The 12,696-nt window shown below is 66.1% G+C and carries 11 protein-coding genes and 1 pseudogene; 4 read left to right on the top strand and 8 right to left on the bottom strand.

Translation table 11 applies throughout. The features are described from left to right. Positions 1-10: 10 nt before the first annotated feature. Positions 11-1,111 carry a DUF2336 domain-containing protein gene (locus ACNJYA_RS26200; RefSeq protein ID WP_439400956.1) on the bottom strand — a complete coding sequence of 367 codons (1,101 nt, stop codon included), beginning with the start codon at positions 1,109-1,111 and terminating at the stop codon, positions 11-13. A gap of 63 nt (positions 1,112-1,174) precedes the next feature. Continuing rightward, a complete protein-coding gene (locus tag ACNJYA_RS26195; protein ID WP_439400955.1) occupies positions 1,175-2,332 on the bottom strand; it encodes a GGDEF domain-containing protein in 1,158 nt (385 codons plus the stop codon). Between the two features lie 438 nt (positions 2,333-2,770). Here ACNJYA_RS26195 and ACNJYA_RS26190 point away from each other — a divergent pair, with 438 nt between their 5' ends. The 4 genes and pseudogenes from ACNJYA_RS26190 to ACNJYA_RS26175 all read left to right on the top strand — a co-directional run bounded on the left by ACNJYA_RS26190 (position 2,771) and on the right by ACNJYA_RS26175 (position 7,067). Then, entirely contained in the window at positions 2,771-3,340 is a 570-nt protein-coding gene (locus ACNJYA_RS26190) for a sigma-70 family RNA polymerase sigma factor (RefSeq protein ID WP_036006024.1), read from the top strand. Continuing rightward, positions 3,337-4,032, top strand: coding sequence for a hypothetical protein (locus ACNJYA_RS26185; protein ID WP_172784160.1), 696 nt, complete (start codon positions 3,337-3,339; stop codon positions 4,030-4,032). The genes ACNJYA_RS26190 and ACNJYA_RS26185 overlap by 4 nt, the downstream gene beginning before the upstream one ends. 16 nt (positions 4,033-4,048) lie before the next feature. Next, positions 4,049-5,762, top strand: a pseudogene (locus ACNJYA_RS26180) (S8 family serine peptidase). A 546-nt stretch (positions 5,763-6,308) separates the two neighbouring features. Continuing rightward, positions 6,309-7,067: a TIGR03809 family protein gene (locus ACNJYA_RS26175; RefSeq protein ID WP_439400954.1), complete on the top strand. Its 759-nt coding sequence runs from the start codon at positions 6,309-6,311 to the stop codon at positions 7,065-7,067. 129 nt (positions 7,068-7,196) lie between these two features. Here the strand turns inward: ACNJYA_RS26175 and ACNJYA_RS26170 are convergent, their stop codons facing one another. The 6 genes from ACNJYA_RS26170 to ACNJYA_RS26145 form a co-directional block, all read right to left on the bottom strand. Next, positions 7,197-8,567: a TIGR03808 family TAT-translocated repetitive protein gene (locus tag ACNJYA_RS26170; RefSeq protein WP_439400953.1), complete on the bottom strand. Its 1,371-nt coding sequence runs from the start codon at positions 8,565-8,567 to the stop codon at positions 7,197-7,199. A 197-nt stretch (positions 8,568-8,764) separates the two neighbouring features. Then, positions 8,765-9,421: a pyroglutamyl-peptidase I family protein gene (locus ACNJYA_RS26165; protein ID WP_439400952.1), complete on the bottom strand. Its 657-nt coding sequence runs from the start codon at positions 9,419-9,421 to the stop codon at positions 8,765-8,767. Further along, positions 9,418-10,404, bottom strand: a complete 987-nt coding sequence (gene meaB / locus ACNJYA_RS26160; RefSeq protein ID WP_212259647.1) for a methylmalonyl Co-A mutase-associated GTPase MeaB — start codon at positions 10,402-10,404, stop codon at positions 9,418-9,420. Before meaB ends, ACNJYA_RS26165 begins: the two co-directional genes overlap by 4 nt. A gap of 21 nt (positions 10,405-10,425) precedes the next feature. Continuing rightward, a complete protein-coding gene (locus ACNJYA_RS26155) occupies positions 10,426-10,770 on the bottom strand; it encodes a HepT-like ribonuclease domain-containing protein (RefSeq protein WP_212259645.1) in 345 nt (114 codons plus the stop codon). Beyond that, positions 10,771-11,085: a nucleotidyltransferase family protein gene (locus ACNJYA_RS26150; protein ID WP_172784167.1), complete on the bottom strand. Its 315-nt coding sequence runs from the start codon at positions 11,083-11,085 to the stop codon at positions 10,771-10,773. It lies immediately after the preceding gene. A 97-nt stretch (positions 11,086-11,182) separates the two neighbouring features. Then, the gene (locus tag ACNJYA_RS26145) at positions 11,183-12,694 is read right to left on the bottom strand and encodes a tripartite tricarboxylate transporter permease (RefSeq protein WP_439400951.1); all 1,512 of its coding nucleotides are present in this window, start codon (positions 12,692-12,694) and stop codon (positions 11,183-11,185) included. Positions 12,695-12,696: the final 2 nt, after the last annotated feature.

Here is a 12,696-nt window from a genome sequence, read left to right as displayed (position 1 = left end):
CACGCCGGCTTCAGGCCACCGTCGTCGCATTCTGCATGCGGTGGAAGCGCAGGACCTGTTGTGCAGTTGATGCGCGCAGGCTCTCGTAGGTGTCGCGCAGCTTCAGCATGTCGGTCTGCGACCCGCCGGAGAGCTTCTCGCGCATGGCGATGATCGCGCGCACGCTCGGCCATTGCATGCCCGCGACCTTGGCGAGGATCATCACGCCCTCGGTACGGCTTTCGATCATCATGGTCTCGGCGGTCTCGACCGCAACGCCCGCGAGCGCCGCGAGCCCGGCATTGGTCTCGTCGAACTTGCCCTGTTCGGCGAAAGTCGTGATCTGGAGCTCGGTGAGACGGCCGTCCTCGTGCAGCGACTTCACCAGCGCGCGAGCCATGTCTGTCTGCTTCGTCCTCGCAACGGCGCGAACCCGTTGGGCCGCTTCCTCGACGGCTCTCGACACCTCGTCCGCGAACTCGGGATGTGCGGCCGCGAGCTTCCTGTGCACACTCGAGGATGCCTTGGCGACCAGCCTCAGATAGTGATGGCGCGGCAGGTCAGGCCGCAGGCCGATGCAGCCGGCGAGGTCGTCGTCGCGCTCGGCGCGGACGACGAGGTCGGCGAGACTCTCCTCGGATAATTGCGCGCCCGGATTGCCGACGGTCGACTGCACCACGTCCTCGTCGCCCCGCGCCACCAGCACGTCGGTCAGGGCCTCCGACAGCGTCCGCCGCAGCGAGATCGCCTTGAGATGCGCCTGGCCCCTGGTGCGCGCGATCTCGATCAGTGTCGCCTCGTCCAGTCGTTCCGACTTCGACAGCACGGGGCCGGAGACCTCGATGATCTCGTCGAGCGCGAGCGTGCGGATGATCTGCGGGGGCGCAGCCGCGATCGGTGCGAGCCGTTCGGCGAGCAGAGCCCTGGCCGATGTCTCGATCTGCTCGACCAGGCACTGGAACACGTCGTCGAACACGCGGATGTGGTCGTCGGAATAGTCGACCGCGTTGCCCACGAAGAGGTCGGTGACGCGGCGCAGCGTCTCCACCCGGCGCGCGACGGTGCCGTGCGAGAGGGCAGCCTGCAATTCCTCGATCAGGTTTTCGGATGGTCTTGCGGAATTGGATCTCATTGCCCTGTCCTGGAGCGTTCGGGCCGGCGGCGGCTTCTGTCGCACCGGAGGAAAATGGGTCGGTCAGCTCGTTGCAATGCAGTTGCGCCCTTGCGCCTTGGCGGAATAGAGCGCGCTGTCGGCGCGCGCGAGAAACGTGTCGGCAGTATCAGCGTCGCGCAGCGTCACGACGCCCGCGGAAATGGTCACCCGCATGCCCGGAGAGAATGCGCTCCAGTCCAGATCGGCGACGATGCCGCGCAGGCGCTCGAGCATGCGGCGCGCGACGTCGCCCGACGTGTCCGGCAGCAGCAGCAGAAATTCCTCGCCGCCGTAGCGGCCGAAACTGTCGGTCGGCCGGATGTTGGCGAAAATGGTGATCGCGAAGGTGCGCAGCACCTCGTCGCCAATGGGGTGGCCGTAAGCGTCGTTGATGCGCTTGAACCAGTCGAGATCGATCAGGGCGATCGCGCAAGGCGTGGATGCCTGCCGCGAGTTTTCGATCTCGGCGTCGAGAAGCCGCATGATGCAGCGGCGGTTGTACGAGCCGGTGAGCTCGTCGAGCTCGGCCAGTTCCTCGATGCGCCGATAGGCGGCCTTCAATTCGATGCTGCGCCGGTACAGGATCTTGCGCAGCGTGGCGCCGAACAGGCCGAGGAAGGCGCACTGGCCGATCACCAGCACGAAGCAGAGCATCGAGGCGGTTCGCTGCAGCCGGGTCGCGACCGGCAGTCCGATCGGCAGATCCGATCCGAGGAAAACCAAGGTGAGCCCGCAGGTGGCAAGGCCCCAGGTGACCATTGCCTGGCTCGACGTCATGCGCAGCGTGCCGAACGCGAAGATCAGAAACAACACGGCGAGGAACGCGACCCCGACCGTCGGCACCGCGAGCAGGAACACCAGTTGCAGCGCCATATGCGCCGAGATCTGATAGACGGTGAGGTAATGATCCTCGAAGCGGTTGCCGAAACCGGCTTCCGACAGCACCGTGAACGTCCCGATGATCAGGAGGCCGCCGAGCCAGAACAGCGACGGAACGCCGATGGAGATCGTCCCGTCATAGGCGTAGAGCAGCAGGACCGAGGCGCCCAGCGAGTAGCTTGCGACCTGGCCGATATACATCTGGCGGCGCTGCCGGGCCCGGCGTGCCCTGACCTCGGGAGCTGTCGTCTCGGAGGCGAGGACGAGATCCGCGACCTCTGCGGCATTCCTCTCCGGAAAGGACGTCGCGGCCGTGCTCATGGTCCCGCCAATGGTGGATGTCAGCGTAAAAACCTACGTGGCAAGCCTTTAGGTTTGGTATCCTTTGAAATCGAATCCGAACCGTGCAGCGCGGAACAAGGCGATAAGCCAGTGTGAGATTTTTACCGGCGATCAGGTATCGTGTGCGCTGCGGTCGAGCCGAAGCAGGGCTTGGCGCGACAAAGGTGGTGCAGGGCTGCTATGGAACCGGTGAGGCCGGGCCGCCTGTACCCCGGACAGGGCATTCCGCAGGGAAATTCGCAGTATTATGGTACCGATTCGGACTTGCGACGCTGACCACCGCGGGTGGGACGAGAAAAAAGCCTGTATGTGGGGTAGCTCACACAGGCCCCCGTATGAGTGCGGTAGGTTGAACAATTTTGCCCCCCACGTCGAACCGTCCGCCGCATCGACTCGACCAACTTTGCGAGACGGCCATTGAGCGCGACACAGGCGGCTTCGGACGAGATCCTGATCGCCAGGATCGCTCAAGGTGACCGGCTTGCCATGCAGGTGCTGTACGGGCGGCACCATGTCAGGGTTTACAGGTTCGGACTGAGGCTCGTGCGGGACGAGCAGGCGGCGGAAGACCTCATCAGCGAGGTGTTTCTCGACGTCTGGCGTCAAGCCGGCAAGTTCGAGGGCCGATCCGCCGTTTCCACCTGGCTGCTGGCAATCACCCGATTCAAGGCCCTGTCTGCGCTCCGGCGCAGGAAGGATTTCGAGCTGGACGAAGACGCCGCCAACGCGATCGAGGATACGTCCGACGATCCGGAAACGGTGGTGCAGAAGAAGGATACCAGTGAGGCGTTGCGGGAGTGTCTGACGGGCCTTTCGCCGGATCACCGGGAAATCGTCGATCTCGTCTACTACCACGAGAAGTCCGTGGAAGAGGTGGCCGAAATCGTCGGGATACCGGAGAACACTGTAAAGACGCGCTTGTTCTACGCGCGCAAGAAACTGGCCGAACTGCTGAAGGCAGCCGGCGTTGAGCGAGGCTGGCCATGATGGCTTTGAGCAAGAAGATGCTGGAGCAAGAGCCCAGTGAAATTGAACTGCTGCTGCCCTGGCACGCTGCCGGCACGCTGAACGCGCGCGATGCGCGCCGTGTCGAGGAAGCGCTGGGGCGCGATCCCGAGCTCGCCAGGCAATATGCCGCGATCCGCGCCGAGTACGAAGAGACCATCCACCTGAACGAGAGCTTGGGGGCGCCGTCGGCGCGCGCGATGCAGAAGCTGTTCGCTGCGATCGACGCAGAGCCGGCCCGGGCGAGCGGCTCGCTGCCGCTGTCGGCGCGCATCTCGACCTTCTTCGCGAGCCTGTCGCCGCGCACGCTGGCCTGGTCGGCGAGCCTCGGCGCCGTCGCGCTCGTGCTGCAGGCCGGCATCATCGGCGCCGTGCTGATGAAGAAGCAGCCGGCGACCTTCCAGACCGCCTCGCTCTCGACCAGTGCGCCGATCACACGCGAGCTTGGCAGCGCGGCCGCACCGGCGCGTGCGCTGGTGCGCTTCACGCCCGAGGCGCGCGTCGCCGACATCACCGCGCTGCTCGACAGCTACCAGGCTTCGATCATCGGCGATGCCAAGGGCGGCATGTTCCGCCTCCAGTTCGACAAGGCGATGAGCCAGGACGAGCTCGCTTCGCTGCTCGGCAGGATGCAGCGCGAGAAGTTCGTCAACCTCGCCGTCGCGGCGCCGTAGGCGCGCCGCTGAACCGATGACGGGCAAATCCGAGAGCTGGGTGCGCACCGGGATCCGCGCTTCATCCGTCGGCGTTGCCTTTTTGGTCGCCTCCTGTCTCGGCGTCGAGGTTGCGCAGGCGCAGGCGATCATGCGCACCCCCACGATCAGTGTGCCCTCGCGCACGCCGACCATCTCTCCCAACATCACCCCGCGGGTCAGCCCGAACATCGCTGCGCGCGCGGTAAGCGTCGACCGCGGCCCGCGGACGATGGCGACCATTCCGCGTACCACGACGTCGCGCATCCGCCCGACGACGCCGGTGCTGCCCTACGCGCGTTACTCGCCGAACCTCTATCCGGCCTGCACCGCGCCCTACCGTGCTGCCGACGGCGAATGCCTGGCGCAGCCGAACGCGGGCGGCGAGGGCACCGGAAAACCTGGCAAGAAGAGCGCCGGCAAGGGGCGCGGCAACGATACGCCGGTCGCGCTGACCTCGCGCAGCTTCGCAGGCGAATTCGTCGCCGAGATCGACGGCGTGCTGTCGACCGCCGAGGCCGACGAGCTGGCGCGTCGCCACGGCCTGACCCGCCTCGCTTCCGAGAATTTCCCGCTGATCGGAGCCACGTTCGGCCTGTTCCGCATTGCCGATGGCCGGCCCTACGAAACCGTGCGGCGCGAGTTCGCGGCCGACGGCAGCGTGCGCTCGCTGCAGCCGAACTTCCGCTACGTGCTCCAGGACCAGAAATCGGCTGCCACGACCGAGGGCGATCCTGCGCAATATGCGCTGGCAAAGCTCCGCCTGCCGCAGGCGCATACGCTGGCGCACGGGGCCAACGTCACGATCGCCGTGATCGATTCCGGCGTCGACGCCCGGCATCCCGAGCTCGCCAATTCCATCGCCGACAATTTCGACGCGCTCGGCAGTGCCGAAGGACCGCACGTCCATGGTACCGGCATCGCCGGGGCGATCGCGGCCCATGCCCGTCTGATGGGCAGCGCGCCCGAGTCCCGCATCATCGCCATCCGGGCCTTCGGCGGTGCAAATGGCGGCGCCGAGAGCTCGTCCTACATCATCCTGCGTTCCCTGAATTACGCCGCCGAGCACGGCGCGCAGATCGTCAATATGAGCTTTGCCGGTCCGAAGGACGCGGTCATCGAGCGCGCGATCGCGGCGACGGCCGCGCGAGGTCTCGTGCTGATCGCGGCCGCCGGCAATGCCGGCGCGAAATCGCCGCCGCTCTATCCGGCCGCCAACCCCAACGTGATTGCAGTCAGCGCGACGGATCAGCAGGACAGGCTGTTCGCCGCCTCCAACCGCGGCAACTACATCGCCGTCGCGGCCCCCGGCGTCGACATCTTCCTGCCGGCACCCGACGGCAAGTACCAGATGACGTCGGGAACCTCGTTCTCCGCCGCCTATGTCTCCGGCGTCGCGGCGCTGCTGCTCGAGCGCAATTACGCACTCAAGCCGGAAGCGCTGCGCATGACACTGGTGAAGACCGCGCGCGACCTCGGCTCACCCGGGCGTGACGACCTCTTCGGCGACGGTCAGGCCGACGCGTTTGCCGCCGTCATGGCTATTCCCGTCGACAGCGCGACGCCGGTCGCTGCTGCCTCGGGTACAACAAAACGTGAAGATGCCGACAAGCGTCGCGACGAGCCCGGCATTCGCGCGATCGAACAGCCCTCGCTGTCGAGCACAGCCGATAAAGCCGCGATTTCAGGCAGATAGGCCGGCGACGCGATAGTCGCTGCGACAACTTTGCGCGCGCGCCGAAGGTCAAAAAATCAGACCCCGTATTGAACGTTGAGCCCGCTGCCACGACCAACTGATGTGGGAGCGGTCATCCCTCCCCATCAGTCATATCAGGCGCGAGCGCCCATCCACCCCAAGCGCCCATATGGCTCGACCCGTCCGGTTGTCCCCCCGGACGGGTCTTTTCTTTTCAGAGCGTTTTTGACCGAAGTGGATGCCGGTTCGCGTGAAGAAAAACGCGTCAAAACAGGAATCTGGCGTCCGATCTTTTGAAGCTTCGCTTCCGTTCAGCTTGCGGTTGAAGGTCGCCGCGGCGTCGGTCGCCGCCGCGCGCGGAGCGCGCCGCAACTCCGTTATGCTTGTGCGAAGCTTGACTCGAAAACACGGAAAATCACCGCACGACTACGGTGTTTGACGACCAATGCCGCGTCGTTGCTGGACAAGTCAAAACTTTTCCACAAAATATTCATGTCGCGTCTAAATTGATTCGTGTGCGTTGCGTCCCCCGCGTCCGTGTTTTCTCCTGACGGGCTGGTTCATGACACATCGCCAAGAGTTCGTTCGCGACGCGGCTGGCAGCCGCCAAATCGCGGCGCGCTGGTGCGCTCTCGCCGAACAGCGCCTGCAACATCTCTCCGAGATGTTCGAGACCGGCCGCTGGCGCCGCTATCATTCCGAGATCGCGTTCCTCGAAAACATCCAGGAAGCCAAGCGCGCCGTCCAGACCTGGCGCGCGCTTGCGACCGGCGGGGACGTCGCCGAGGCGGCCGCGAGCGTGACGCCGGCATTCGGTTGGTCGCCGGCGACGATGCCCCGCATGGCGCCGCGCGAGCAGGCGCAGACCGTGCAGCCCAAGACCTTGCAGCCAAAGGCCGTTCACATCGCTCCCGAGACCGCCACGCCGGTCAGGCTCGATCCGAAGCCCGACGTGCTCGCGGAGATCACCGAAGCCCCGATCGCGCCGCTTGCCATGCCGGTGGCTTGGCCGTCGTTCACCGCGCCTGCCGAGATGCCGCCGCTCAAGGCTCCCGCTGCGAAGGCACCGTTCACCGCACCTGCCGTGAGATCGCCGCGCGCGGAGCCGGCCGCAACCGCGCCATTCACCGCGCCGGAAGTGAGGCCGCCGGTGCCTGCCGCGCAGCCGCCGAAGACGGCGCCTGCAGCGATGGCGGCGCTCCTGCCGCAGTTCGCTCCGCCCGCCGAGGAAATCGTCGCCGCCCCCGAGCGCGTCGTCGAATTCACCTTCAGCCTCGACGGCCTGGAAGCGAAGTACCCGCTGCTGCGGAACGCGTTCTAACGCTCCGTCGCGAGGGCAAAACGGCAGGCAGTCGCACCTGTCGCTCCGTCATCCTGAGGTGCGAGGCATGGGACGCAGTGCATCCCATGGGGAGCCTCGAAGGATGCACGGCACGGCCGTCAACCACGCCTACCTTCGCACCGCATTGCCGCCGACCAGCAGCTGCGCGAAGCGTTGTGCGCCTTCGGCCGACAGATCCGACGTCACCGCACGGGCGTGATCGAGGCCGACCACGGCACCGCGCGGCGTCTCGGAGATCATGTTGTTGTTGACGAGCGCGGTGCCGGCGCCCGGCACCACGGAGACGCCGACGCCGGCCAGCGCCTTGCGGATCACGTTGCCCGTGATCGCGACATCGCGCAGATATCTGCCCCAGCCGGCGACGATGCCGTAGGACGGCGCGTTCTCGATGACGTTGCCGGTCACCGAGGAGTCCGCCTCGATGTAGATGCCGACGCCGGCATCGTCGTCAGGCGCGGTGCCGATCGGCCGCTTCGGGACCAGGTTGCGGATGATGTTGCCCTGGACCACCGCGATGCGGCCGCCCTCGTTGAAATTGCAGACGGAGACGCCGACGGCCGCGCCGTCCACAATGTTGTTGGCGATCACGGCGGCTTCGAACGCGAATTCGGAATAGAGCGCGACCTCGCGCACGTCGCTGACGCTGTTGCCCGTGATATGGATGTTCGAGGCCGAGTTGCCGCGCACAGCCGAATAGTCGCAGTTCCGGATGCAGTTGCCGCGCACGATGACGTTGCCGGCGCGAAAGGCGTTGATGGCATTGCCGTATTGGCCCGAGCCGCCGGGGCCGGCCTTGATGTTCTCGATGCGGTTGTCGGCGACCAGCGTGCCGTCATCGCCGATCGCATTGCGCAAGATCTCGATTCCGTTGTCGTTGGTGCCGAGAATCGTGTTGCGGCAGACACAGAGGCCCCTGGCGTCGAACGACACGACCGCCGTCACCGCGATGCCGGTGAAGATATTGCCGGAGATGTCGCCCGCGACCTGCTCGAGCCAGATGCCGCTGCCGCCCGAGCTCGTGATCTCGCAATCGGTGATGCGCACATCGCGCCCGCCGAGGACGTGGATCAGGCCGCGCCGTGTCGGCAGCGCAATGCCGCCGCCGTCGAAGGTGATGCCGGTGATGCCGATCGCATCGGAGCCGTCGCTCTGGATCGCCGCGGCCCCGCCGGTGAAGACGAGCTTGGTCGCGCCGCGCACGCCGATCAGCTGCGCGCCGTTCGGCAGCCGCAACAGGCCGGTCCGGTACACGCCGGGTGGCAAGGCGAGCGGCATTTGCGCGCGCGCGGCCTCGTCGATGGCGCGCTGCAGTGCGCGCGTCTGGTCCTCGCTGCTGCCGGGCCGCACGCCGTATTGCGTGGCATCGCGGCCGAGCATCGACGTCAGCGGCGCCGCGCGCGCGGCGTCAACAGGCATGGCGAGGGCACCGGCAATGCCGGCGGTCGAAGCCCCGATGAGATGACGGCGATTGAGGTCCATGACGCGTCCTCCGGCGGACGCGGGGGTCCGCAGCGGTTTCGTAGCTCAGCAGGGCGAGGACCGTGAGGATTGTTGGCGGTAGGGTTAAATGTTTACGCAAGAGACGGTGCCGTAGGGTGGGCAAAGCGTAGCGTGCCCACCATTGTCCGCGCCCAAGCGATGCATGGTGGGCACGGCGCTGCGCGCCTTTGCCCACCCTACGAGACCGGTATGTTCCGCGCCTTCCGTGCCAATTGCACCATCTCCATCAGCATCGCTTCCCCCGCATCCACCAGCTCCTCCAGCGTGATGCGGGCTGCGCCCTTGCGGCGAACGGCGCCGTTGCGCGCAAGCAGGGGAATGTGGATGAACGCCGCGAGCTGCGGCCCGCCCGCCTTCACGTGCTCGATCGCGCGCCAGCTCAGGTAGTTGCAGAGATAGGCGCCGGCATCGCGTGAGGGACGCGCGTCGATGCCGGTGAGGCGCGCGGCGCGCAGCAGCCTTGCCGTGTGCGGGCCGAACATCATCGCGTCCGCATGGCCGGCGATGCCGCGCTTAGCCGAGCGGGTGTTGGCGGCATCGGGCCAGAGCATGGTGACCGCGTTGCGCGCCCGCGTCTCGATGCGCAGGTAAGGCGTGCGGGCGGCGAGGCCGAACATCAGCAGCGCGTCGGGCTTTTGCGCAGCGAGCATTTCAGGCAATTGGCGGTCGACCGCGGCATAGGTGACCGGGAAGATGTGGCTCGATAGCGCGACATCGTCGAGCGCGGGCCGGCGCAATTGCGCCAGCCGCGCCACCAGCGGCTGGGTCGGATTATAGGGCGCGCCGGGAAACGGACCGAAGCCGGTGAGGAGAATGCGGAGCTTGTCGCTCATTGCAGCAACTCCAGAATCTGCTCGGCGGCGAGTGCCGGCGTGAGATGGCCATCGGCGACCTCGGCCTCGATCTTGCGGACTTTCGTTCGCACCGACGCCTCGCTGCGCAGCCTCGCCAGCATGCGCTGCTCCAGCATCGACCACATCCACTTAACCTGCTGCTCGCGCCGCCGCGCGGCGAAATCGCCGGACGCGTTCATCGCCTTGCGGTGATCCAGAACCTTCTGCCAGATCCTTGCGATGCCGTCGCCGGTCAGCGCCGAATAGGTCTCGACCGACGGATGCCAATGCTCCGATCGCGGCGCCAAGATATGCAGCGCGCCGCGATAGTCGGCAGCGGTGATCTTGGCGCGCTTGAGATTGTCGCCGTCGGCCTTGTTGATCGCGATCATGTCGGCGAGCTCGACCAGGCCCTTCTTGATGCCCTGCAGCTCGTCGCCGCCGCCCGGCAGCATGAGGGCAAGGAAGAAGTCGGTCATGTCGCAGACGGCGGTCTCGGACTGGCCGATGCCGACGGTCTCGACCAGCACGACGCCGAAGCCGGCGGCCTCGCACAGCAGCATCGCCTCGCGCGTCTTCGCCGCAACGCCGCCGAGCGTGCCGGAGGAGGGCGAGGGGCGGATGAAGGCGTCGTTCGCGGCCGACAGCCGCGCCATCCGGGTCTTGTCGCCGAGGATCGATCCGCCGCTGCGCGCCGAGGACGGATCGACCGCGAGCACCGCGACCTTGTGGCCCTGTTCAATCAGATACGTACCCAGCGCATCGATCGTGGTGGATTTGCCGACGCCGGGCGAGCCCGTGATGCCGACGCGGAACGCCTTGCCGGTGTCGGGCAGCAGCATCTGCACCAGCTCGCGCGCCAGCGCTTGGTGGTCGCCGCGCCGGCTCTCCACCAGCGTGATCGCCCGCGCAAGCGCCGCGCGGCTGCCGGTGCGGAGGTCGCGGGCGAGGGATTTGATGTCGATGGATTTGGGAGTGGTCATCGTTGCTTTCGCGTCCAGCCGCTAGCGGCCTGACATGCGAACGTGTCTCTCAGCGCAGGATTTCAACGGTGGAAGGTGTGTTTGAATGATATCCCAAACGATCTCGGCCTTCGTCATATGATAGGCATGACGCAGAAGATTTCCAAAGTCGATCATCTTGCGCCAGTCGATTCCAGGCTCCGTTCGCTTGACCTCATCCGGGATGAATCTCGATGCCTCGCAGATCATCTCGAGAAGCCGTTCGATTGCGAGGCGGGAGGTCTTTTCGGAGACAAATTGATCGAATGTGAGGCCCTTCGTGACGCTTTCGATGTCCGATATGGCTTCCAGAATGTCGAGTAGCCGGTCTTCGACGGTCGGCGGCATTCAGAAGACCTCGATCAGATCGTCCGCGATCCGCTCGGCCATGCGCGGCTTCAGCAAGTCGCGCATCGATACCTGCACTCGAACGCCGACATGATCCTCGATCAGGTGTAGGACCTCAAAATAGTCGAACCGCGGCGCTTCCTCGCGCGAGGTCGTTTCGACCAACACGTCGAGGTCACTGTCCGGCCGCGCGTCACCGCGGGCACGCGATCCGAAGATGTGTAGCCGTTTCACGCCCGCAGCCCTCAAGGCGGGAGCAAGCTCTCGGAGCTTCCCGATGAGAGTTTGGAGTGGAATGTCTGCGACATCGGTCATGGCCGGATATTAGCACAGGGCAGCCGCCCGGCCCAGCGATACGGAGACAGTTCTGCTGACCCGGCCGGGGGCAGGCGAGGCCCGCGCCCGGGCGATATCACCGGGTCGTTGCGGCGACCGTCTGCGCTGGTTTCACCTTGCGCCAGACCCACACCATCACCGGCCACAGCAGTGCGCCGATCGCCATGGCAGCGAGGATGGCCGCGACCGGACGCTCGAAGAACGGCAAAATGCTGCCGTCCGACTTGATCAGCGAGGTGACGAAGGCCTGCTCGACCATGGTGCCCATGACGATGCCGAGCACCATGGCGGCGACGGGATAGCCGTTCGCCTCCATGACATAGCCGATCACGCCGAAGGCGGCGACGGTGACGACGCCGAACATGTTGTTGCCGATCGCGAACGAGCCGACCGCGCAGCACAGCATGATGATCGGCATGATGGCCGAGCGCGGCGCCAGCAGGATATAGGCGGCGACGCGGATCATGGCGATGCCGAGTGGGATCATCAGGATGTTCGCGATGATGAACATCAGATAGATCGCGTACATGCTCGACGCCTTCTCGGTGAACAGCGTCGGCCCGGGATTGAGGCCCTTCATGTAGAGCACGCCGATCGCGATCGCAGCGATGGTGTCGCCGGGAATGCCGAACAGCAGCGAAGGCACCCAGCCCGAGGCGATGCTGGCATTGTTGCTGGCGCCGGCCTCGACCAGCCCCTCGACGTGGCCGGTGCCGAACTTTTCCGGCTCCTTGGAGAAGCGCTTCGACATCGCATAGGAGACCCAGGCGGCCATGTCGGCGCCGGCGCCGGGCAGTACGCCGATGATGATGCCGACGATGTTCCCGCGCGTCATCTGCCAGTGATAGAGCTTGGTCAGCCGCCACTGGCCGGCCATGATGCTCCCGAATTTTCGTCGCGGCAGGGGTGGTGGTTCCGGCGTCAGCATCGCGCGCATTACCTGCGCCACCGCGAACACGCCGACGAGGACCGGGATCGGCTCGATGCCGCCGAACAGATCGGTGAGGCCGAAGGTGAAGCGCGGGATGCCGCCGGGATTCTCGATGCCGATGCAGGAGACGAGCAGGCCGATGAACATGCCGGCGATCGCCTTCACCGGCGAGGAACGCGCCACCAAGGTGGCGCACATCAGGCCGAGCAGCGCCAGCCAGAAATATTCGAAGGTCGAGAACGACAGCGCGATCTCTGCCAGCGGCGGCGCCAGGATCATCAGCGACAGCACGCCGGCGATGCCGCCGACGGCGGAGAACCAGACGCCGGCCCCTAGCGCCAGCTCGGCCTGGCCTTTGCGCGTCATGGCGTAGGCTTCGTCCGCATAGGCGGCGGAGGCGGGCGTGCCCGGGATGCGCAGCAGCGCGCCGGGAATGTCGCCGGAGAAGATCGCCATCGAGGAGGCCGCGACGATGGTCGCGATCGCCGCGATCGGCGACAGATAGAAGGTGACGGGGACGAGTAGGGCGGTCGCCATCGTCGCCGACAGGCCCGGCAGCGAGCCGATCACGAGGCCGTACACGGAGGCCGCGATCATCGCGATGATGACCTCCCAGGTGGAGATCAGCGCGAAGGCATCAATCAGGGTCTTCAGCATGG

Origin of the sequence: Bradyrhizobium sp. BLXBL-01 (assembly GCF_051853025.1) — a bacterium.
In the GTDB taxonomy this organism is placed as follows: domain Bacteria; phylum Pseudomonadota; class Alphaproteobacteria; order Rhizobiales; family Xanthobacteraceae; genus Bradyrhizobium.
Note: the sequence above shows the minus strand (reverse complement) of the source record. Positions and strands in the feature narration are given on the sequence as shown.

Coding starts and splice junctions, on each gene's coding strand:
- ACNJYA_RS26165 (WP_439400952.1), bottom strand. CDS start 9,421: ATGAGCGACAAGCTCCGCATTCTCCTCACCGGCTTCGGTCCGTTTCCC.
- meaB (WP_212259647.1), bottom strand. CDS start 10,404: ATGACCACTCCCAAATCCATCGACATCAAATCCCTCGCCCGCGACCTC.
- ACNJYA_RS26175 (WP_439400954.1), top strand. CDS start 6,309: ATGACACATCGCCAAGAGTTCGTTCGCGACGCGGCTGGCAGCCGCCAA.
- ACNJYA_RS26150 (WP_172784167.1), bottom strand. CDS start 11,085: ATGACCGATGTCGCAGACATTCCACTCCAAACTCTCATCGGGAAGCTC.
- ACNJYA_RS26185 (WP_172784160.1), top strand. CDS start 3,337: ATGATGGCTTTGAGCAAGAAGATGCTGGAGCAAGAGCCCAGTGAAATT.
- ACNJYA_RS26200 (WP_439400956.1), bottom strand. CDS start 1,111: ATGAGATCCAATTCCGCAAGACCATCCGAAAACCTGATCGAGGAATTG.
- ACNJYA_RS26170 (WP_439400953.1), bottom strand. CDS start 8,567: ATGGACCTCAATCGCCGTCATCTCATCGGGGCTTCGACCGCCGGCATT.
- ACNJYA_RS26155 (WP_212259645.1), bottom strand. CDS start 10,770: ATGCCGCCGACCGTCGAAGACCGGCTACTCGACATTCTGGAAGCCATA.
- ACNJYA_RS26145 (WP_439400951.1), bottom strand. CDS start 12,694: ATGCTGAAGACCCTGATTGATGCCTTCGCGCTGATCTCCACCTGGGAG.
- ACNJYA_RS26195 (WP_439400955.1), bottom strand. CDS start 2,332: ATGAGCACGGCCGCGACGTCCTTTCCGGAGAGGAATGCCGCAGAGGTC.